The 21,087-nt window shown below is 67.6% G+C and carries 19 protein-coding genes and 1 riboswitch; of the genes, 4 read left to right on the forward strand and 15 right to left on the reverse strand.

Annotated elements, in window-relative coordinates:
- Positions 1-70: 70 nt before the first annotated feature.
- From J2739_RS00550 to J2739_RS00570, 5 genes are all read right to left on the reverse strand, one after another.
- Complete coding sequence (locus J2739_RS00550) at positions 71-469, reverse strand: GtrA family protein (protein WP_309897748.1); 399 nt, start codon at positions 467-469, stop codon at positions 71-73.
- Positions 466-1,440 carry a glycosyltransferase family 2 protein gene (locus tag J2739_RS00555; RefSeq protein ID WP_309897749.1) on the reverse strand — a complete coding sequence of 325 codons (975 nt, stop codon included), beginning with the start codon at positions 1,438-1,440 and terminating at the stop codon, positions 466-468. Before J2739_RS00555 ends, J2739_RS00550 begins: the two co-directional genes overlap by 4 nt.
- Complete coding sequence (locus J2739_RS00560) at positions 1,437-3,221, reverse strand: ArnT family glycosyltransferase (protein WP_309897750.1); 1,785 nt, start codon at positions 3,219-3,221, stop codon at positions 1,437-1,439. Before J2739_RS00560 ends, J2739_RS00555 begins: the two co-directional genes overlap by 4 nt.
- Positions 3,221-5,974 (reverse strand): methionine synthase, encoded by a 2,754-nt coding sequence (gene metH, locus J2739_RS00565; protein WP_309897751.1) that lies wholly within the window; start codon positions 5,972-5,974, stop codon positions 3,221-3,223. The genes J2739_RS00560 and metH overlap by 1 nt, the downstream gene beginning before the upstream one ends.
- Positions 5,975-5,993: 19 nt before the next feature.
- A riboswitch (S-adenosyl-L-homocysteine riboswitch) is annotated at positions 5,994-6,089 on the reverse strand.
- 8 nt (positions 6,090-6,097) lie between these two features.
- Positions 6,098-6,538, reverse strand: coding sequence for a PACE efflux transporter (locus tag J2739_RS00570; RefSeq protein WP_309897752.1), 441 nt, complete (start codon positions 6,536-6,538; stop codon positions 6,098-6,100).
- A 94-nt stretch (positions 6,539-6,632) separates the two neighbouring features.
- Here J2739_RS00570 and J2739_RS00575 point away from each other — a divergent pair, with 94 nt between their 5' ends.
- Positions 6,633-7,520 (forward strand): LysR family transcriptional regulator, encoded by an 888-nt coding sequence (locus J2739_RS00575; RefSeq protein ID WP_309897753.1) that lies wholly within the window; start codon positions 6,633-6,635, stop codon positions 7,518-7,520.
- Between the two features lie 38 nt (positions 7,521-7,558).
- Here the strand turns inward: J2739_RS00575 and J2739_RS00580 are convergent, their stop codons facing one another.
- Together J2739_RS00580 and J2739_RS00585 are read right to left on the reverse strand one after the other, a co-directional pair.
- A complete protein-coding gene (locus J2739_RS00580) occupies positions 7,559-8,398 on the reverse strand; it encodes an SH3 domain-containing protein (RefSeq protein WP_309897754.1) in 840 nt (279 codons plus the stop codon).
- Between the two features lie 164 nt (positions 8,399-8,562).
- The gene (locus J2739_RS00585; protein ID WP_309897755.1) at positions 8,563-9,609 is read right to left on the reverse strand and encodes a homocysteine S-methyltransferase family protein; all 1,047 of its coding nucleotides are present in this window, start codon (positions 9,607-9,609) and stop codon (positions 8,563-8,565) included.
- A gap of 139 nt (positions 9,610-9,748) precedes the next feature.
- Between J2739_RS00585 and J2739_RS00590 the strand changes: the two genes are divergently transcribed.
- From J2739_RS00590 to J2739_RS00600, 3 genes are all read left to right on the forward strand, one after another.
- Positions 9,749-10,192, forward strand: a complete 444-nt coding sequence (locus J2739_RS00590) for a CesT family type III secretion system chaperone (RefSeq protein ID WP_309897756.1) — start codon at positions 9,749-9,751, stop codon at positions 10,190-10,192.
- A 626-nt stretch (positions 10,193-10,818) separates the two neighbouring features.
- On the forward strand, positions 10,819-11,178 hold the full coding sequence (locus J2739_RS00595; RefSeq protein ID WP_309897757.1) for a hypothetical protein: 360 nt from the start codon (positions 10,819-10,821) through the stop codon (positions 11,176-11,178).
- A gap of 63 nt (positions 11,179-11,241) precedes the next feature.
- Positions 11,242-12,444, forward strand: coding sequence for a hypothetical protein (locus tag J2739_RS00600; protein WP_309897758.1), 1,203 nt, complete (start codon positions 11,242-11,244; stop codon positions 12,442-12,444).
- Between the two features lie 56 nt (positions 12,445-12,500).
- Here the strand turns inward: J2739_RS00600 and hutG are convergent, their stop codons facing one another.
- The 8 genes from hutG to hutU are packed head-to-tail and all read right to left on the reverse strand — an operon-like array spanning position 12,501 to position 21,060.
- Positions 12,501-13,319 (reverse strand): N-formylglutamate deformylase, encoded by an 819-nt coding sequence (gene hutG / locus J2739_RS00605; protein WP_309897759.1) that lies wholly within the window; start codon positions 13,317-13,319, stop codon positions 12,501-12,503.
- A complete protein-coding gene (locus J2739_RS00610) occupies positions 13,316-14,710 on the reverse strand; it encodes a formimidoylglutamate deiminase (RefSeq protein ID WP_309897760.1) in 1,395 nt (464 codons plus the stop codon). The genes hutG and J2739_RS00610 overlap by 4 nt, the downstream gene beginning before the upstream one ends.
- Positions 14,707-15,957 (reverse strand): imidazolonepropionase, encoded by a 1,251-nt coding sequence (gene hutI, locus J2739_RS00615; protein WP_309897761.1) that lies wholly within the window; start codon positions 15,955-15,957, stop codon positions 14,707-14,709. The genes J2739_RS00610 and hutI overlap by 4 nt, the downstream gene beginning before the upstream one ends.
- A complete protein-coding gene (locus tag J2739_RS00620) occupies positions 15,954-16,556 on the reverse strand; it encodes a HutD/Ves family protein (protein WP_309897762.1) in 603 nt (200 codons plus the stop codon). Before J2739_RS00620 ends, hutI begins: the two co-directional genes overlap by 4 nt.
- Positions 16,556-17,515 carry a Bug family tripartite tricarboxylate transporter substrate binding protein gene (locus tag J2739_RS00625; RefSeq protein ID WP_309897763.1) on the reverse strand — a complete coding sequence of 320 codons (960 nt, stop codon included), beginning with the start codon at positions 17,513-17,515 and terminating at the stop codon, positions 16,556-16,558. Before J2739_RS00625 ends, J2739_RS00620 begins: the two co-directional genes overlap by 1 nt.
- Positions 17,515-18,321 carry a phosphate/phosphite/phosphonate ABC transporter substrate-binding protein gene (locus tag J2739_RS00630; protein WP_309897764.1) on the reverse strand — a complete coding sequence of 269 codons (807 nt, stop codon included), beginning with the start codon at positions 18,319-18,321 and terminating at the stop codon, positions 17,515-17,517. The genes J2739_RS00625 and J2739_RS00630 overlap by 1 nt, the downstream gene beginning before the upstream one ends.
- 4 nt (positions 18,322-18,325) lie before the next feature.
- A complete protein-coding gene (locus J2739_RS00635) occupies positions 18,326-19,327 on the reverse strand; it encodes an ornithine cyclodeaminase family protein (protein WP_309897765.1) in 1,002 nt (333 codons plus the stop codon).
- A gap of 11 nt (positions 19,328-19,338) precedes the next feature.
- Positions 19,339-21,060, reverse strand: coding sequence for a urocanate hydratase (gene hutU, locus J2739_RS00640; protein WP_309897766.1), 1,722 nt, complete (start codon positions 21,058-21,060; stop codon positions 19,339-19,341).
- Positions 21,061-21,087: the final 27 nt, after the last annotated feature.

The raw sequence follows: 21,087 nt of genomic DNA on the forward strand, positions 1-21,087 counted from the left end.
CGGACCGTGCTTTTCCAGGACTTGAGCGGCAATGCTTTTTCATCGCGGCGCATCGCCATGCCGCCAGCCCTCAGCGTCCGCGTCTCGACTTGAAGATCAGCTGCCTTGCGGCCAGGAAGTTCAGCGTCATGCCCGCGCAACTGCCCAGGGCCACGCCGAACGCGGGTGCCCAGGGGCCCTCGACCGTGTGCAGCACCAGCACGTAGACGCCGTAGTTCACCACGGCCCCGCCGAGCATGGTCAGCAGGTAGCTGAAATATTCGCGCGCCAGCGAGGCGCCCGAATGCCGCGCGCCGAAGGCGTAGCGCCGGTTCAGCGCCCAGGTGGCAGTCGCCGCCGCGAGGAAGGACAGCACGCGCGCCGCATACCAGCCGAGCAGCGGCGCCGCGAGGTAGAGCACGCCGACGTCGACGCCCAGGCCGATGACGCCGGCGAACGCGAACAGCAGGAACTCGCGGCCCAGCCTCATCGCCCGAGCAAGTGCCGCACACCCGGAATGGCCAGGTAGCGCAAGCGCTTGGCCTCCTGGCGGCCCATGGTCACGGTGTCCAGCACGATGCCGCAGACGAAGGCGAGCATCGCGACCAGCATGGTGCCGGTCAGCAGCACGGCGGTCGGCAGGCGCGGCACCAGTCCGGTCTCGACGTAGGTCAGCGCCAGGGGAATCGCCGCCAGGATCGACCCGAGTGCGAGCACGGTCGCAATGGCCGAGAAGAACAGCAGCGGCCTCTCGCTCACGAACAGCTTGCAGATGGTCTTGAGGATGCGCCAGCCGTCGCGGTAGGTGGAGAGCTTGCTGTGCGAGCCCTCGGGCCGCGAACGGTAGCGCACCGGCAGCTCGGCGAAGGGCATGCGCAGCTCCAGCGCGTGGACCGTGAGCTCGGTCTCGATCTCGAAGCCCTCCGAAACGGCAGGGAAGGACTTGGCATAGCGCCGGGAGAACACGCGCAGGCCCGAGAGCATGTCGGTGAGACGTCCGCCGAAGAGCGCCGCCACCGCGCCGGTGAGCAAGCGGTTGCCGAAGCGGTGGCCGGCGCGGTAGGTCTGCGCGTCGTGGCCGTCGTCCACCCGCGAGCCGACCACCATGTCGAGGTTGCCGTCGACCAGCGTGTCGACCAGGCGGCGCAGCTCGCCCAGATCGTAGGTGGCGTCGCCGTCGACCATCACATAGAGGTCGGCCTCCACGTCGGCGAACATGCGGCGCGCCACGTTGCCCTTGCCGCGCAGGGCCACGTGGGTCACCTGGGCGCCGGCCGCCCGGGCAACGGCGGCCGTGTCGTCGGTGGAGGCATTGTCGAAGACGTGGATCTCGGCCTCGGGCAACGCGGCGCGGAACTCGTCCACCACCTGCGCGATGGCGAGCGCCTCGTTGTAGCAGGGGATCACCGCGGCAATGCGCAGCGCGGGCCGCGGGGCGGTGGAGGCAGGAGCTTCGTTCATGGTGCAGGTGGCAGGATACGGTAGGCCTTGGCGCCGTCCTGCGCGACCATCAAGGTGAAATGGCGGTTGAAATCCTCGTGGCCGACCAGGGTGCGCGCCACCGCATCGGGCATCACGATGGCCTCGAAGCCCAGCCCGGCGAACCTGCGCGCCGCCTCGGCCGCCGGCAGCAGCGGGAAATCCGCATAGCGCCAGGGGCCGAGCGTGTCACCCCAGATCGGGTTGGGCCCGTAGTAGATGGCCTCGCTCAGTGCGATCTGGTAGACGCGGCCCGTGACGTGCTCGCGCACGTGGTTCATCACGGCATAGCCCGGCACGTTGGCGCGCAGGAAGGCCTCGCGCTCCGCGGGGCTGGCCGATACCTTGGCCAGTTCGCTCGTGGTGTGCCGGAACGACACCGCGGCCAGCACGGCCAGGAACAGCCCGGCCGCGACGCCCCCCGCACGCACCGGCCAGCCGGTCCGGCCCTTCGCCGGCAGCAGCCTGCGCAGCGCGCCGGCGATCCATCCCAGCAGGACCTGCCACCCCAGCACCGCCACCAGCGCGAGCAGCGGGAAGGACGCCGTCATGTAGCGCGGATAGCGCGAGGTCAGCGCCCACACGAGCAGCGAATAGGCGCAGAAGACGATCGCCGCATGCACCGCCGGCGAGCGCCGCCAGGCCAGGCTGAGGGGCGCGAGCACCACCGGCCAGATCAGGAAGTTCGGCAGCGCCGCGTGGGCGCGCACGTCGTCGACCTGGTTCTTGTAGTCGGCAAGGTTCCAGTTGGTAAAGCCGAACACCTTGGCGCCGATCGGATTGAAAGGATCGCCGGTCATCACGGCGTTGCGCGCGTACCAGTAGACACAGGGCAGGAGGAAGCACACGAGGCCCGCCACCCAGACTGCCGGACGCCTTTCTCGCCGGACCACGAACCACGCGGCCAAGGGAAGGAAGGTCAACGCCTGGTACTTGGAACCGGCCGCGAGGCCCAGGAAGAAGGCGGCCAGGGCCAGCCAGCGCGCGCCCTGCGCCGGCTGCACCGCGTGCGACTCGTTCCACCACCACAGGGCAATCCACGCAGACAACACGAACAGCGCCACGCCCATGTCGATCAATGCGTTCGAGTAGTCGCCGATGCCGAGCCAGATGGCAGCAGCCGCGCAGGCCAGCACGCGGTTGAGGTACTGCAGGCCCAGGCGGTAGACCATCCACACCGACAGCCAGCCGGCCAGCGCGTTCATGAAGTGCGGCAGTGCGTCGTCGCCGACCAGCAGCGCGCCGGCATAGAGCAGGTTGTAGTTGTACGGAAACCAGGGATAGCGCAGCCATTCATGGATGCCGAGCTGGCCGCTCTGCGCCACCTGGCGCGCATAGGGCAGGTGGTACATCAGCTCGTCGAAGGCCGCGGGCGGCGCCAGCGGCGCCACCAGCGTGGGCAGCGCGACCAGCGCCAGCGCAGCCAGCCCCGCCTTCTCGACCCACGTCAGGGACGGCCCGGGGTCGAGCGCGCGCGCCTGCCGCAGCCAGACGGGGACCTGCACGCAAGCCGCGGCGAAGCCGATCGCGACGGTCAGCAAGACGCCGGGCAGCTTCAACAGACCCGCGATGCCCAGCGCCTGGAACACGCAGATGAAGATGCCGACGCCGAGCGCCGTCGTCATGGCCGTCTCGAGCCAGAAGTCGTGCCGGACAGGGCCCCCCAGGCGCGTGAACAGCGCGCGTCCGAAGCCCCAGCAGCCGGCGACGAAGATCGCCAGCGCGGCGTAGTGCACGGCCGCGAAGGTGAGTTTCTCGAGCATCAGAGATTGGGCGCCAGCAGCCGCTCCAGCTCCGCCTCGCTCGCGTGGCGCCGCGCGGCCTGGTCCTGCAACTGGTCGTGCCCGATCTTGCCGACGTTGAAGTAAGTGGCCGCCGGATGGCTCAGGTAGAAGCCGCTGACGCTGGCGGCGGGCAGCATGGCCAGGCTTTCCGTCAGGGTCATGCCGATGTCCTGGCACTGCAGCAGCTCGAACATCGGGCCTTTCACGCTGTGGTCCGGGCAGGCGGGGTAGCCGGGCGCGGGGCGGATGCCGCGGTACTTCTCGGCGATCATCGCTTCATTGCTCAGGGCCTCGTCGGGCGCATAGCCCCAGAGGTCGGTACGCACGCGGTGGTGCAGCGCCTCCGCGAAGGCCTCGGCCAGCCGGTCGGCCAGGGCCTTGAGCATGATGGCCGAGTAGTCGTCGAGGTCGTCGAGGAAGAACTTCTCCTTCTTCTCGACGCCGATGCCTGCCGTGACCGCGAACATGCCCACGTAGTCGGCCAGGCCGCTGTCGCGCGGCGCCACGAAGTCGGCCAGGCAACGGCTGGGGCGCATCACGCCGTCGATGGCCTGCTTCTCGGTTTGCTGGCGCAGGCCGTACCAGGTGAGTACGGGCTCGGTGCGTGTCTCGTCGGCGTAGAGCGCGATGTCGTCGTCGTTCACCGTGTTGGCAGGCCAGAAGCCGATCACGCCGTTGGCCGTGAGCCAGCGGCCCTCGATGAGGCGCTTGAGCATGCGCTGCCCATCGCCGAAGACGCGCACGGCCTCGCTGCCCACGACCTCGTCCTTGAGGATCGCCGGGAAGGGCCCGGCCAGGTCCCAGGTCTGGAAGAAGGGGCCCCAGTCGATGTACTTCGCGAGCTCCGTCAAATCGAAGTTGCGGAAGACGCGCCGGCCGGTGAACTTCGGCACCGGCGGCACATAGCCCTGCCAGTCGATCGGCGTCTTGTTGGCACGCGCCTTGGCCAGCGGCCACAGCGGCACCTGCTTCTTGTTGGCATGCAGATGCCGGACCTTGTCGTAGTCGGCATTGATCTCGTCGATGTAGGCGGTGGCTTGTTCCGACAGCAGCGACTGCGCCACGCTCACGCTGCGCGACGCGTCGGGCACGTAGACCACCGGCCCCTCGTAATGCGGCGCGATCTTCACCGCCGTGTGCACGCGGCTGGTGGTGGCGCCGCCGATCAGCAGGGGAATCTTGCGGATGCGGAAGTGCTCGTCCTTCTGCATCTCGCCGGCGACGTACTGCATCTCCTCCAGGCTGGGCGTGATCAGGCCCGACAGGCCCACGATGTCCGCGCCTTCGACCTTGGCGCGCGCCAGGATCTCGTGGCAGGGCACCATCACGCCCATGTTCACCACCTCGAAGTTGTTGCACTGGAGCACGACGGTGACGATGTTCTTGCCGATGTCGTGCACGTCGCCCTTGACGGTGGCGATGACGATCTTGCCCTTGCTGCGCACGTCGCGGCCGGCGGCTTCGTCCTGGCGCTTCTCTTCCTCGATGTAGGGGATCAGGTGGGCCACGGCCTGCTTCATCACGCGCGCCGACTTCACCACCTGGGGCAGGAACATCTTGCCGGCGCCGAACAGGTCGCCCACCACGTTCATGCCGTCCATCAGCGGGCCTTCGATCACGTGCAGCGGGCGGCCGCCTTTGGCGAGGATGGCGCGGTAGGCCTCCTCGGTATCGTCGACGATGAAGTCGGTGATGCCGTGCACCAGCGCATGCGACAGCCGCTGGTTGACCGACACCGGCTGCTCCGCCGTGCCGCGCCATTCGAGCTTCTTGCTGTCGTCCTTGGCGCCGCTCTTCGCGCTCTCGGCCACTTCGACCAGGCGCTCGCCGGCGTCGGGGCGGCGGTTGAGCACGACGTCTTCCACGCGCTCCCGCAGGGACGGCTCGAGGTCGTCGTACACGCCGACCATGCCGGCATTGACGATGCCCATGTCCATGCCCGCCTGGATCGCGTGGTAGAGGAACACGGTGTGGATCGCTTCACGCACCGGGTCGTTGCCGCGGAAGCTGAAGCTCACGTTCGACACGCCGCCGGAGACCTTGGCGCCCGGCAGGTTCTTCTTGATCCAGCGCGTGGCCTCGATGAAGTCGACCGCGTAGTTGTTGTGCTCCTCGATGCCGGTGGCGATCGCGAAGATGTTGGGGTCGAAGATGATGTCCTCGGGCGGGAAGCCCACCTCGTCGACCAGGATGCGGTAGGCGCGCTCGCAGATCTCGATCTTGCGCTGGTAGGTGTCGGCCTGGCCTTGCTCGTCGAAGGCCATCACCACCGCCGCCGCGCCGTAGCGCCGCAGCAGCGTGGCCTGGTGCCTGAAGCCCTCCACGCCTTCCTTCATGCTGATCGAGTTGACGATGCCCTTGCCCTGGATGCAGCGCAGCCCGGCCTCGATCACCTCCCACTTCGAGCTGTCGATCATGATCGGCACGCGCGCGATGTCGGGCTCGCTGGCGATCAGGTTCAGGAAGCGGACCATCGCGGCCTTGCTGTCGAGCATGGCCTCGTCCATGTTGATGTCGATCACCTGGGCGCCGTTCTCGACCTGCTGGCGCGCCACCGCCAGCGCCTCCTCGAACTGGCCGTTCAGGACCATGCGGGCGAAGGCCTTGGAGCCGGTGACGTTGGTGCGCTCGCCGATGTTGACGAACAGCGTGCCTGCGCCGATCTGCACCGGCTCGAGGCCGGACAGCTTCATCGGGGGGACGAGGACGGGAGAGGAGGAATCGGAAGACATGGGCTCACCTGCGAATGGAATCAGGCGAGCGTCGTTGCACTCCAGAAAATGGAAGCCCAAGCCTGACGCGGCGCCCTCGACAAGGGAGGGCCGCGCTGCAACGCTCCTTGGGAGCCGGCGATTTTACGCCGGCTGCACTGCGGCCCCGGCCGCCGACGCGGGCAGGCCGAAGATGGCGTCGAAGGCCCAGTTGAAGACGAAGGTGTAGACCAGGAAGAACACCACCAGGCCGAGGTCCATCACCAGCGCCTGCCACAGGCTCACGTCGAGCCACCAGGCGAAGACCGGCACCAGGAAGGCCACCAGCCCGCCCTCGAAGCCGATCGCGTGGGCGACGCGGCGGCGCAGGCTGCGGCCGCGCACGGCCTGGCGGGACTCCCAGCGCTCGAAGAGAGCGTTGAAGGTGAAGTTCCAGAAGATGGCGATGGCGGAGGCCAGGACGGACGCCACGGCCGACGGGCCGGCGCCCTGCCCCGTCATCCACGCGAGCCCGGCACCGGCCGCGACGATGGCGATGCCTTCATAGAGCGTGATGTAGAGGATGCGGCGCTTGAGCCCTTGCATGAATCGTCCGGTGTCGTTGCTGCGTCAGGGCTCGACTTTATGTGTGCCATGCTGATATAAAAAGTCACCTTCCTTCAGCTGTACTGATAGGCCGATGAGCTTCAACAGCGACAACGTGCAGGTCTTCCTGGCCGTGCTCGACCACGGTTCCTTCTCGGCGGCGGCCCGCGCCCTGCGTCGCGTTCCCTCGGCCGTGAGCATGGCCATCGCCAACCTGGAGGCGGAGCTGCACCTCGCTCTTTTCGACCGCAGCGGGCGCGAGCCGCAGCCGACGCCGGCCGCGCGCTCGCTGGAGCCGCAGGCCCGCTTGCTGGCGGCGCAGCTTCAGCAACTGCAGGTGCAGGCGCTGGCCCTCACGCAAGGCCTGGAGAACCGCCTCACGCTCGCCATCGCGCCCGAGCTGCTGGCGGCGCCCTGGAGCGGGCCCCTGGCCACACTCGCGCAGGACTACCCGCAGCTCGAGGTCGAGGTGCTGGCCGCGCCCCAGGACGACGCGTTGGCACTGCTGCACAGCGGCCGCGCGCAGCTGGCGCTGGTCTTCGAGCGGCCGAGCCTCGACGGCCGCGAGGGCTTCCAGGAGGTGGCCAACGAGACGATGGTGGCGGTCATCGCCCCCGCGCACCCGGCGCTGACCGGCGCCGGCGGCCGGCTGCGCGAGGACCACCTGCGCACCACCCGCCAGATCGTGGTGGCGGGCCGCGACCTGGCCACGCGCGACCCGCGCTTCGAGTTCGCGCGCCACGTCTGGCGCACCGACAACGCGCTCGCTGCGCTGAGCCTGATCACCGCCGGGCTGGGTTGGGGCTGGCTGCCGCGCAACTTCGCGCGGCCGCATGTGGCGGCGGGAGCGCTGGTCGAGATTCCCTTCGAGAACCTCTCCAATGGACTGGACCTGTGGGTGGACGTGGTCTGGTCGCGCGAGCGCCCGCTCGGCTTGGGGGCGCAGCGCTTCGTGGCGCTGATCGCGCGCAAGAAGGACTAGCCGCGCGCCCCCGAGGGCGCGACCTGTACGCGCAGCCCTTAAGGACGATCGTCCGACGAAGACGGCGGCCGATTGATCCGGTCCATCTGCCGTTGCCGCAGGTCCGCCCCGGGCATGGCGCTCGGCATCGGCGGCCGGGCGGCCGGCGGAGCCGGCTGCGCCTGCGGCGGACGGACGCCCTGCGGCATGGCCGGTGGCTGCGCATGCATGGGCGGCTGGACGCCGGGGATCGCCCGTTGATGGAAGTCGGGGCCCGGTTGTGGCGGGCGGATATCTCTGTCAGGGCGCGGCGGACGGAAGCCCTGATCCGGCGGCGGACGCTGTCCGGGCGGCGGCTGCCAGCCGGGATACGGCCTGACGCCGGGGTCCGCATGCCGCCGATAGCCCGGGTCACGGTCGTGCCAGGGGTTCGGTCGCCATTCGGGCCGTGGCGCCGGCACCGGCTGCCAGCCCGCCACCGGGGGCGGCGGCCGCTGGCCATGCCACCAGCGCTGCTCGCCGTACCAGGGTCGGTCGCGGTAGTGGTTGGACCAGTAGTTGCCGATGCTGAAGCCGACGATCGGCACGCCGATGATCGCGCCGTAGGTCGCCAACGGCACGCGGCGGTTGTCGTAGACGTAGTCGATGGCGCCTGCATAGACCCAGCCGCGCAGGCCGTCCGGCAGTACCACGTCGCACCAGCTGTAGCCGCTGATGCAGCCCAGCACATCGAAGGGCTGGCCGGGGCCCAGCCGCGCCACCACCGGGTATTCGCCGGAAGGTCCCGCCCGCAGGTTGACGGTGTGGCGAGCCACGGCCTCCTGGGCCGCCGCGGCGATCGGAAGCGCGAGCGCGAGGGTTCCGATGCCGATCCAGCGTTGCGCGAGCTTGTTGTTCATGGTGCCTCCTTGATGAACTGCAGGGCCGGCCGCGTGCCCGGGGCGTTGCCATTTGGCCACGGCCTGCCCGTCCAACGGGCCCGCTGCGGGGGCGGTGCACCGCCATAACCCTTGGAGAGCTTCTTCATCCGGCCTTTACAGCAAGCCGGAGCCCGGCGTCGCCCTCAAGCGGCTTCGGGATAGAAGGCCGCCCGGTGCAGCGCCCGGCCCGCCAGCGGCGACACCGCCTGCCCGATCGCGGCGATGTGCTCGGGCGTGGTGCCGCAGCAGCCGCCCACGATATTGACCAGCCCCTCGGACGCGAATTCGTGCAGCAGGCGCGAGGTGACCTCGGGCGTCTCATCGAAGCCTGTCTCGCTCATCGGGTTGGGCAGGCCGGCGTTGGGGTAGCAGCTGATGAAGGTGTCGTCCGCCACGCGGGCCAGCTCCTGGATGTACGGCCGCATCAAGGCCGCGCCCAGCGCGCAGTTCAGCCCGACGGCCAGCGGCCGCGCGTGGCGCACGCTGTGCCAGAAGGCGGTGACGGTCTGGCCGCTGAGGATGCGGCCGGAAGCGTCGGTCACCGTGCCGCTGATGATCAGCGGCAGGCGCTCGCCGCTCGCCTCGAAGTACTCGTCGATCGCGAACAGCGCGGCCTTGGCATTGAGGGTGTCGAAGATGGTCTCGACCAGCAGCACGTCGGCGCCGCCTGCGACCAGCGCCTCCACCTGCTCGTAGTAGGAGGCGCGCAGCTCTTCGAAGCTCACGTTGCGCGCGCCCGGGTCGTTCACGTCGGGGCTGATGCTCGCGGTCTTGGGCGTCGGGCCCAGGGCACCGGCCACGAAGCGCGGCTTGTCGGGCGTGGAGAACTTGTCGCAGGCGGCACGGGCGATGCGGGCCGATTCGACATTCATCTCGCGCGCGAGCTCGGCCATCTTGTAGTCCTCCTGCGCGATGCGGGTGGCGCCGAAGGTGTTGGTCTCGATCAGGTCGGCGCCGGCGGCCAGGTAGCCCTCGTGGATGTCGCGGATCACCTCGGGGCGGGTGAGCGAGAGCAGCTCGTTGTTGCCCTTCACGTCGCGGGGAAAGTCCTTGAAGCGCTCGCCGCGGTACTGGGCCTCGGTGAGCTTGAAGCGCTGGATCATCGTGCCCATGGCGCCGTCGAGGATGGCGATGCGGCTGGCGAGGATGGCGGGGAGCTGCTGGGCGCGGGTGTAGACGAGGGGCTTCATGGGGGGATTGTAGGAATTGGGGATCAGCCCTCCCAAGCCTGGTCTTTGCGGCGGGGGCGGAACTGATCGCGACAAAGGGTTACGGAGTGGAGGGCGTCGCTGCGTCCATGGTGGACCGGCCCGGCACATCCCAAGGACCATGAACCAAATCCAATTCACCGGCATCTGCGAAACCGCTGCCCGCGCCTTGCGGGTCGACCCGTCGAAGCATGAGGGGCGCTACTCGTTCTGGTTGGACGAGATCGAAATCCTGATGGATTTCGACGCTGCAGAAGACACCGATGCGCTTTATTTCTACATCGACCTGGGCGAAACCGGCCCGCACGACCGAGCGGAGGTCTGCCAGCAATTGCTGCAGCTCAATCTGAATACCCATGGACACCTGCGTGGCGCCTACGCCTTCGATGGTGGTTCCTCACGCGCGATTTTCTGCGGGGAACTCCGGGATGCCGAGGCGCTTGACGGCGAATTTGTGGCGGAGATGCTCCGATTTCACGCCGACCAAACCCGAACGGCGCGGGACGTCGCTGGCCTTCGAGCAGCGGAAAGCGGCGGCATTCTTTTGACAAGCGTGCTCGCCTGATCGCGGCTGCCATTCCTTTCATTGTTGATTCCAGAAATACCAAACGCATGAGTTCTATAAGACCACTTCCGAAAATTCCAGTTAAAAATCCGGTCGGCGACTCCGATAAAACTTCAACGACGCCCCAAGAGCCCAGCGTTTTGCAAGCCGTCGTCGGCTCAAAAAACCCATCACCGGTTCCACGATTGCGCCTGACGCCTGAGCCCTCCTCCCCGGCGAACAGGCCTCCTCCGGAGGTTCCCGAATCGACACCCCATACCTCTCCAGGTGAATTTTCTGAAGGCGCGACGACCCTCCTTCGGACTTCCTCCCCGCCTAACAGGCCTCTGCCAAGAATACCGGAGCAAGCCACCAATTCGCCACGAACCTCGATAAATCCAACCCTCCCCATGTCGGGGCCGGACACCACCAGACTAGACACAGAAGACACATCCCCAAAGAGAAGTCCGAGCCAGAAGGCATCTGTGGGTACGGGAGAGAGCAGCCCCAAGCCAGCCTTGGTGCGCCAAACCAGGTCGACGACGTTACGCGGGCGACACATGGACCCTGGCGCGGTCCCGAACCCATCATTCGACCCGAATATTCGATCGCAGCGATCATCACTCTCACGAACTGAAAAAGGCCTGATGACCAGATTGGAAGAGCTCATCACGGATGATTCTTTGATGACGACGACAGGGCAAAACAAGTTAACCCTCATTTCCAGTTTGACACCGGATTCGCCAAAGCCCGTTCAACCGCCAGAGAAGGTCGATGTATCCCTCAAAAGCCCCAAAACTCCGAGAACCAGCGCAGCCTCGAAGCCCCAGTTTCTTCGCACCAAGACCACGCCCCGACGGCCCCCGGCCGAGCGAATGGATGTCTCCCCGTCCAGCAATCTGACGAGATCAACAACCATTCCTGAAAACGCCTCGGAATTCGGCGCAATCGAAGAGGATAAAAACCTCCATGAGATCGAGCCTGCGGAAAAAAGAAAAGATAACTAGCACCCGCGTCCCGGCGAACAACTTCTCCCAGCGCTTCGTTTCAGTCAATTAGAGAAGTCATCGATGAACCGCACAAACCCAAACCCCACAAACCGTCCGACATCAGGTGCAAATGCGCCCTCCGAGAGCGAACGAGCCAAGAAGAAAGTGGAAGCCGACGCGGAGAACAAAAAACTTTCGGCCATCATTCCTCGGCAAACTCCGGAGTCACCATCTGGCGTATCGAAGATTTCAAAGCGTTTCGAGAAAATTTCAGGTTTTTGGTCTCCACGCGGGAAAGCGAAGAAGAGTAGCCATGAACCTCCCTCAGACGCTCCGACGAATTGGCAAGAGGCCCACACCCCACGAAACACGGCCCATCGGCCGACGCGATCGTTACGCCCCGATGGAGGCCTGACGGTTCTGCACAGGAGCGAAGGCACTGAACCACCGTCTTCTCACGAGCGCGATGAGCCAGACTCCGGGCAAGAGTACATTTTCCGCAACGAAAACGCAGCGCAGATGCGAGATCCAAGTGAAACTTCGGAATTGACTAATTTTGCGGAATCACTGCCGGACGGTAAAGAATCTTCGATCGCAAGAGGCGTAACCACGCCCGCATCCAACACAGATCTAGACGTGGAGATTATAGAAAAAGAGTTGAACGCCCTGGAACAGCTCCTATCAAATGTCGACGATGCGGAAACACAGGAAGCGAGCACGCCTGAAGAAGAGGTGAGCAATACCGCTGTGCGCAATGAGCGGCCAGATATGCACGAACTCGTGAAAAGCATAAATAGAAGGGAAAATCTTCTGCCGCGTCAACTGCGAGAACGTGATAAACCAACGTTGCCTGGTATGAAAAGCCCCGTCGGTCCAGGCTACATAGTGCCAGTTACACCCAATAAAATGGCCACTGAAGTTAAAAGGCTCATAGATAATTACAGCAGCCTTGGCGGCAAAGGCAAGCCCTTGCGGGCATTGAACATACTAATCTGCGTCGCTGGAGACAGGACCAACATGCGGGATCCCATCGCATATCCGGAGACCGATCAAATCGCATCGACACTGAGCAATCTTCCGGATAGAGAAAGAGCGAAATACATGTTCCCCTTATTCGAGAAATTGGAAGGTTATCTACCAACTGAAATAAGGGGCAAAATTAGAAACTCGATAGCAGAGCTTTGGAGTTGCACGCAAGTTTCATACAACACCGAAAGCGCTGAATTTCATCTCCGGGCCATCAAGCGCATACTACAAGAGAAAGTTATCGAGCTTGGAAGCTAGCGCGATCTTTTTTGGAAATCCATCTGCGAAATAGCCGTTGAAGGCAGGCCGACTGCCTACGCTCGGGCTGCCAAGAAGTCCAGCACCTTCTCCACCATCCGCCGCACCACCGGCTGCACGCGGATGGCGGTTTCCGGCAGGTACGCAAAGGGCAACCGCTCCTCCATATAGCTCGCCTGCGTCATCTCCAACTGCACCGCATGCACGCCACCCGAAGGATTCCCGTAGGTGCGCGTGATATGCCCTCCTTTGAACCGGCCATTCAACACCGCCGAATAGCCGCCAGCCGATGAGGCGATCCGAAGCAGCGCCTCCGCCAGCGTCGGATCGCAACTCGTCCCGCCCCCCGTCCCCAGGTTCAGATCCGTCAACCGCCCTTCGAAGAAGCGCGGCAGCACCGAGCGGATCGAATGCGCGTCCCACAGCGCGACGGTGCCGTGCACGGCCTTCATCCGCTCCAGCTCGGCCGCCAGCTTCTGGTGGTACGGCTTCCAGACCGCATCGACGCGCGCCGCGATCTCGGCCTCGTCCGGCACATCGCCGGCCGCGTACAGCGGCGTCTTGTCGAAGGTGTCGACCGGGCACAGGCCGGTGGTGTCCTGGCCCGGGTAGAGATTCTGGTTGTCCGGCGGCCGGTTGAGGTCGACCACGTAGCGCGAGTGTGTCGCCACGAGCACGCTCGCGCCCAGCTCGTCGGCGAAGTCGTAGAGACGCTCCAGATGCCAGTCGGTGTCGGGCACCTGCCTCGCCTCCTCAGTCAGCCGCGCGGCGAGCGCGGGCGGGAGGTAGGTGCCCACGTGGGGCATCGAGATCAGCAGCGGTCGGGTGCCCTGGCGAAAGCGAAAAGGGGGCTCGGTGGTTTCGAAGAGGTTCATGGCGAGGCGTCGAGCAGTTGGCTGCGCGCGGCGACGAAGGCCGCCGCGGCGTCGTGGTGAAGAGGATGCCGTCCGCCGACGACGCGCCGCCCCCCAGCCACCCAGGCCGCGGCGATCGCGTTGCTGCGGTGGCTGGCGAAGACATGCGAGGACAGCATGTCGGTCGCGCAGAGGCCGGCCAGTGCCGGATGGTGGGCGTCGAGCATCACGAAGTCAGCCTGCTGGCCGACCGCGAGGCCGCCGACCGCGCGCCCCGAGGCCTGCGCCCCGCCCTGCACGGCCGCGAGCGTCAGGGCGGTCGCGACGCCAGGCTCGGCCGCCTCGGCGCCGATGTTGCGCTGGCGGGTGGCCAGCCGCTGGCCGTATTCGAGCATCAGCAGTTCCTCGGCCGCGTTGACGCAGGCGTGGCTGTCGGAGCCGAGGCCCCAGCGCCCGCCGTCCGCGCGCCACGCGCCGAAGTCGAAGAGGCCGTCGCCCAAGTTGGCTTCGGTGGTCGGGCACAGGCCCGCCACGGCGCCGGTCGCGGACGCGCGGCGGTACTCGCCCGCATCCATGTGCGTGGCATGGACGAGGCACCACCGTGCATCGACTGGCGCGTGGTCGAGCAGCCAGGCGACGGGGCGCTGGCCGCTCCAGGCCAGGCAGGCTTCGACCTCGGCCGTCTGCTCGGCGATGTGGATGTGGATGGGCGCTGTGGCGTCGATTGCATCCAGCCCCGCGAGCACGTCACGCAAGGCCTCGGGCGTGACGGCGCGCAGGGAATGCGGCGCGAGGCCGAGGCGCGCTCCCTGCGCTGCGCACAACGGGCGCAGCCGCTCGAGCAGGCGCAGCATCGAATCGGTCGAGCGGATGAAGCGCCGCTGCCCCGCGTTGGGCGCCAGCCCGCCGAAGCCGCTGGCCTGGTAGAGCACCGGCAGCAAGGTCAGGCCGATGCCCGTGCGTTCGGCGGCACGCAGCAGCGCGAGCGCGAGCTCGGCGTCCTCGGCGTAGGGACGGCCGTCGCGGTCGTGGTGCAGGTAGTGGAATTCGCAGACCGAGGTGTAGCCGGCCTCGAGCATCTCGACATAGAGCCAGGTCGCGATGGCTTCGACCTGCGCCGGCGACAGCTGCGCTGCGAAGCGGTACATCAGGGTGCGCCAGCTCCAGAAGCTGTCTTCTCCGCTGCCGCGGAATTCGGTGAGTCCGGCGAAGGCGCGCTGGAAGGCATGCGAGTGCAGGTTCGGCATGCCGGGGATGACGGGGCCGGTGGAGCGCGGCGCATCGACCGTGGGCTCCGCATCGGGCTGCACCTGGACGAGCCGGCCGGCGGCGTCCCAACGCAGCAGCACGTTGCGCGCCCAGCCTGAGGGCAACAGCGCATCGCTGGCATGCAGGACGCGGAGCTCGCTCATCGCGCGCCCTCCTGCGCCACGCGGCCCTGGCGGACCACGCGTTTCACCGCGCGGCGCCCGAACCAGTAGGCCAGTTCCGAGGCATCGGTGGCATTCCACAGCACGAAGTCGGCGGGACGGCCCACGCCGAGCACGCCGTGCGTGTCCGACAAGCCCAGCGCGCGTGCCGCGTGCACCGTCACGCCCGCCAGCGCCTCGGGCACCGTCAGGCGGAACAGCGTGCAGGCCATGTTCATCATCAGCAGCAGGCTCAGCGCAGGGGAGGTGCCGGGGTTGTGGTCGGTCGCCACGGCCATCGGCACGCCGGCGGCGCGCAGCGCCTCGATGGGCGGCAGGTGCGTGTCGCGCAGCGTGTAGTAGGCGCCGGGCAGCAGCACGGCAACGCTGCCGGCATCGCGCATCGCGGCGATGCCCTCGGGGGAGAGGTGCTCGATGTGGTCGCACGAAAGCGCCCCATAGCTCGCCGCGAGCGCCGCGCCGCCCATGTCCGAGAGCTGCTCGGCATGCAGCTTGACCGGCAGGTCGAGCGCGCGGGCAGCCTGGAACACGCGCTCGGTTTCCTGCAACGAGAAGGCGATGCGCTCGCAGAAGACGTCGACGGCGTCGACCAACCCTTCGTTCGCGAGCGCCGGCATCATCTTCTTGCACACCGCATCGATGTAGTCGCCGCTACGGCCCGCGTAGTCGGGCGGCAGGGCGTGGGCGCCGAGGAAAGTGGTGCGCACGGTCACGCCATAGGCCTCGCCGAGGCGTCGTGCCACGCGCAGCTGCTTGCGCTCGTGATCGAGCGAGAGGCCGTAGCCGGACTTGATCTCGATCGCGCACACGCCGTCGGCCAGCAGTTGTTCCAGGCGCTCCGCGGCCTGCCCGAAGAGCTGGTCCTCGCTGGCTTCGCGCGTGGCGCGCACCGAGGCGACGATGCCGCCGCCGGCCTTCGCGACCTCCTCGTAGCTCGCACCCGCAAGCCGCATCGCGAATTCGTTGGCGCGTTGGCCGCCGTAGACCAGGTGCGTGTGGCAATCGATCAGGCCCGGCGTGACGAGCGCGCCACCGCCCTCGTGGCGCGGCGCGTCGGCGAAGCGTGCGGGCACGGCGCGGCTGTCGCCGATCCAGCCGATGCGGCCGTTCGCCACGACGATCGCCGCCTCGGCGCCTTCGGGCAGCTGCACACCGGGCGCCGCGCCGGGCGCCAGTCGCAGGCCGGTCCACAGGCCGTCGGCGGAAGGAAGTTCGTCGAAAGCTTTCATCGTTCGTCTCTCGAAGCCATGGGATCGGCGGGCAGCACGCGCACCGCGGCCAGGCGTGCCTCCGGGGAAGCCGGCACCGCCTGCCACGCGTGCGGTGCGTCGGTCCAGCACATGCCCTCGCCTTCGCGGCAGGCCTGCCCTTCGTCATTCAAGCGCCAATCGCCACGCAAGGCCAGCAGCACACCATGCGCGGCGGACGCGACGTCGGCCGCATGCGCCAACACACGCACCTCCGCGCGCCATTGCCCGCGCCGCGTCATCACGTTGAAGTCGCTCGACGCGCCGTCCTGCAGCGTGCAGTCGATCTCCACATCCCCGGGGAACGCGAAGGGCCGGTGCGGCACATCGAGCCGGTGATCGATGCGCCCGTCGCGCGAGCGCAGGCGCACGCCCTCGCCATCCAGCAGCATGATGCTGCGGTCCACACCCGCGAAGACGGAGAAGGGTCCGGCGGCGGCGATGGTCGCGATGCTCACGCGCCAGCCGAAGTCGGACAAGCCCGCGCCCGCCGGCCAGCAGGCGATCTCCCGCGTGGTGCCACCGCCGTTCTTCCACGGCGTGGCGGGCAGGCTCGCGCAAGAAAAGTGCGTGAGGGCCATCAGTCGGGCTTGATGTTCTGCTTCCTGATCACCTCGGCCCAGCGCGCGGTCTCCGTGCGGATCGTGGCCGCGAGCTCCTGCGGCTTGCCGCTGCCCGGCTCCAACCCCTGGGCCGCGAACTTCTCCTTGATCGCGGGCTTGGCGAGCGCGCGCACGCTCTCGGCGTTGAGTCGATCGACGATGGCCGCAGGCGTGCCGGCGGGCGCCATCAGCGCGTACCACGAGACCGCCTCGAACTTCGGCAGGCCTTGCTCCGCGATCGTCGGCAGCTCGGGCATGGCGGCCGAGCGCTTCAGGCTCGCCACGCCGAGCGCGCGCAGCTTGCCGGACTTGATGTGGGGCAGCACCGCCGACATCGAACCGAACATCATCGTCACCTGTCCGCCGACCAGGTCATTGATGGCCGGGCCGATGCCCTTGTAGGGTACGTGGATCAGCTTCACGTCGGCGTCGAGCGCCATCAGCTCGCCGGCGAGATGGGCCTGGCTGCCGGCGCCGGGCGAGGCGAAGCTGACCGTGCCGGGCTTCTGCTTCGCCAAGGCCAGCAGTTCCTTCAGCGATTGGGCGGGCACGCTGGCGTTGACCACCAGCACGTTCTCCACCGTCGCCAGCATCGCGACCGGCGCGAGATCGCTGGCCTTGTACGGCAGCGTGGGAAAGAGGCTCGGGTTCACCGCGACGTTGCCCACCGGGACGATGCCCAGGGTGTAGCCGTCCGGCGCGGCCTTCGCGATCTGCTCGACACCGATGTTGCCGGCTGCGCCGGCCTTGTTGTCGACGACGAAGGGCTGGCCGAGCGCATCGGAAAGGTCCTGTCCGACCACGCGGGCGAGCACGTCGGCCGGGCCGCCGGGCGCGAAGGGCACGATGATGCGCACCGGCTTGGCGGGCCAGGGCTGCGCATGGACGACGGAGGCGAACACGAGCGGCAGCAGAAGGGCAAGACGACGCTGGATCATCAGAGTTCCTCGAAATTGGGAAGGTGAGAACGGGCGATCTGCGCGAGGACGTCGTAGTCCCCGCGGTCGGGCGTGGCGAAGGCCGCGAGCAGCAAGCGTTCGGTCACGCCGCGGAGCTCGGGTGCCGTCGTGCTGGCCTGCAGCGCCTCGCGCAGGCGCGCGAGTTCGCCGGGCTTCAACGCGGCCGTCGCCACCAGCGGCGGGATGGGCCGCGCCTCGGTGCTCGCGACGGTGCGCACCTGCTGCGCGAACGCAGGCTCGTTGTGCCGCAGCAGGTCGTGGTAGTAGCTGTCGAGCGGGCCGACGTCGATGGTGCCGGCAGCCAGCGCCTCGATCACGCCGCGTGCGTGAATCAGGTTGCCGACGGCCTTGCGGTAGAGGCGCTTTCCACGCGCTTGCCGGTAGGGCGCAAGGTGGTTCGCCAGCGCGACGCCGCCCGACATCGAATCGGCCAGCGTGTAGCCCACCACGCCGCCGAAGGTGTCCTCGAGGCGCTGGTACGGCGCGTCGGCACGCACCACGATGTCGGTGAAGTAGACCGGCCGCCCATGGTAACGAGCGGGCGAAGGCACCGGCGCGGCGATCAGCGTGGGCCGCGGCGCGCGCTGCGAGAAGGGCAGCCCGCACATCATCGCCAGCCCCAGGTCCTCGCGTGCCCACAGCGCAGAAAGCGGCGCAGGCGCGTCGTGGTCGATCAGCTCCCAGCCGAGCTCCGCGCGCGCGAGCACCCAGGCGAGCAGTGTCTTCCAGTCGGCCCGCGCAGCGGCGGTGGCCGAGTACATGCGCGCGTTGGCGACCAGGGCCATGGCGTCAGCGGAAGCGCAGCTGCTGGCCGAGCCGCAGGCGTTTCGCCTTGGCCAGCATCGCAGAGCCGAGCGCGATGTCCGACAACGACAGCCCGCGGTGCCAGAACAGGTTGGTCTCGTCCTCGCTCTCGCGACCCGGCTTGAGCCCGGCGACGATCTGGCCGAGCTCGGCGTGCAGCGTCTGCTCCGACAACTTACCGCTGTCCACGTGCGCGCGCAGCGCGCCCAGCGGGCCCGCCTTGGCCTGGCCCCAGTCGTCCATCACCATCTTGTCCATGATGTCGGTGAGCGAGAGCTCGACCGCGCTCATGGTGCCGTAGGGAATGACGCAGGCGCCTTTCTTGATCCACTCGGTCTTGAGCATGGGCGTGGGCTTCTCCAGGCGCGAAGCCTCGACCACGATGTCGGCGCCGCGCACGCAGGACTCCCAGTCCTCGGTGACGGTGATCTTCGTGCCGAGGTCGCGCTCCAGCCGCGCGGCGAACTTCTCGCGGCTCTCGGGCCGGCGCGAATGCACGCGGATCTCGTCGAAGTGGAAGATCGAATGCAGCAGGCGCACGTTCCAGTACGAGGTGCCGCGCGCGCCGATGTGGCCGAGGATCTTCGAGTCCTTGCGCGCAAGGTGCTTGGCGCCGATGGCCGTTACCGCGCCGGTGCGCATGTCGGTGATGTCCGAGGCGTCGATGATGGCCACCGGCACGCCGGTCTTCGGATCGAAGAGGTTGAGCAACGCGAGCTCCGAGGGCAGACCCTTCTCGTAATTGCGGTAGAAGTCGCCCACGACCTTCACGCCAGCCACGCCGAGTGGCCGCACGTAGCCGCGCAGCACGTTGAAGTGGCCGGGGTAGTCCTTCTCGGGCACGAGGTGCATGCGCGGCTCGATGGTGGTCTCGCCGCGGCCTTGGGCGAGCAGGCCCTCCTCGACGGCGGCGATGATCTCGGCGTCGGTCATGGCCAGCGCCTGGACGTCGAGGTGATTCAGGTAGTGAAGGTAGATCTCGGACATGGTGGCAGGGCTCACTTGATCATGGGAAGTTGAAGGGCGTGTTGCCTGGCCGTCGCGACCGCCTGTTCGTAACCTGCGTCGGCATGGCGCATGACGCCGGTGGCGGGGTCGTTCCACAGCACGCGTGCGATGCGCTTCGCAGCCGCCTCGGTGCCGTCGCACACGATCACCACGCCCGCATGCTGCGAGTAGCCCATGCCGACGCCGCCGCCGTGGTGCAGGCTGACCCAGGTCGCGCCGCCCGCGGTGTTGAGCAGCGCGTTGAGCAGCGGCCAGTCGGACACGGCATCGGTGCCGTCCTTCATCGCCTCGGTCTCGCGGTTGGGGCTGGCGACGGAGCCGGTGTCGAGATGGTCGCGGCCGATGACGATGGGCGCCTTGAGCTCGCCCGACTTCACCATCTCGTTGAAGGCCAGGCCGGCCTTGTGGCGCTCGCCCAGCCCCAGCCAGCAGATGCGCGCCGGGAGGCCCTGGAAGGCGATGCGCTCGCGCGCCATGTCCAGCCAGCGGTGCGTGTGCTTGTTCTCGGGGAAGAGCTCCTTGATCTTGGCGTCGGTCTTGTAGATGTCTTCCGGGTCGCCCGAGAGCGCGACCCAGCGGAAGGGGCCCTTGCCCTCGCAGAAGAGCGGGCGGATGTACGCGGGCACGAAGCCGGGAAAGTCGAAGGCGTTCTTCACGCCCTCGTCGAAGGCGACCTGGCGGATGTTGTTGCCGTAGTCGACGGTCGGGATGCCCATGGCCTGGAAGTCCAGCATGGCCTGAACGTGCATCGCGCAGGACTTCGCGGCTTCGGCCGCGAGACGCGCGTGCTGCGACGGATCCTTCTGGGCATCGAGCCACTGCTCGACGCTCCAGCCCGCGGGCAGGTAGCCGTTGATGAGGTCGTGCGCCGAGGTCTGGTCGGTGACGAGGTCTGGCCTCAGGCCGCCGGCCTTCGCGCGCTTCACGAGCTCGGGCAGGATCTCGGCGGCGTTGCCCAGCAGCGCGATCGACACGGCCTCCTTCGCCGCCGTGTGCTGCCGGATCAGCGCGATGGCGTCGTCGATGTCCCTGGCCTGCTTGTCGACGTACCGTGTGCGCAGGCGGAAATCGATGCTCGACTGCTTGCACTCGATGTTGAGCGAGACGGCGCCGGCCAGCGTGGCGGCCAGCGGCTGCGCGCCGCCCATGCCGCCAAGGCCCGCGGTCAGGATCCATCGGCCGGAGAGGTCGTCGTGGTAGTGCTGGCGGCCGGCTTCGACGAAGGTCTCGAAGGTGCCCTGCACGATGCCCTGGCTGCCGATGTAGATCCAGCTGCCGGCGGTCATCTGGCCGTACATGAAGAGGCCCTTGCGGTCCAGCTCGTTGAAGTGGTCCCAGGTCGCCCACTTGGGCACGAGGTTGGAGTTGGCGAGCAGCACGCGCGGGGCATCGGCGTGGGTCTTGAAGACCCCGACCGGCTTGCCGGACTGGATCAGCAGGGTCTCGTCGTCGTTCAGCGTCTTCAGCGAGGCGAGGATCTGGTCGAAGCATTCCCAGTTGCGCGCGGCGCGGCCGATGCCGCCGTAGACCACGAGGTCCTGCGGGCGCTCCGCCACCTCGGAGTCAAGGTTGTTCTGCAGCATGCGGAAGGGCGCCTCGGTGAGCCAGCTCTTGCAGCTGAGCTGGCTGCCGCGCGGCGCGCGGATCACCCGGGTCGGGTCGTGGCGGGGGTCGGTGGCGGTCTGGGCGACGAACTTGTCTGGCGCGTTCATGGCGGCTTGTCCTTTCGTTGGGCGGGG

The organism is Variovorax soli (genome assembly GCF_031454625.1).
GTDB lineage: Bacteria > Pseudomonadota > Gammaproteobacteria > Burkholderiales > Burkholderiaceae_C > Variovorax > Variovorax soli_A.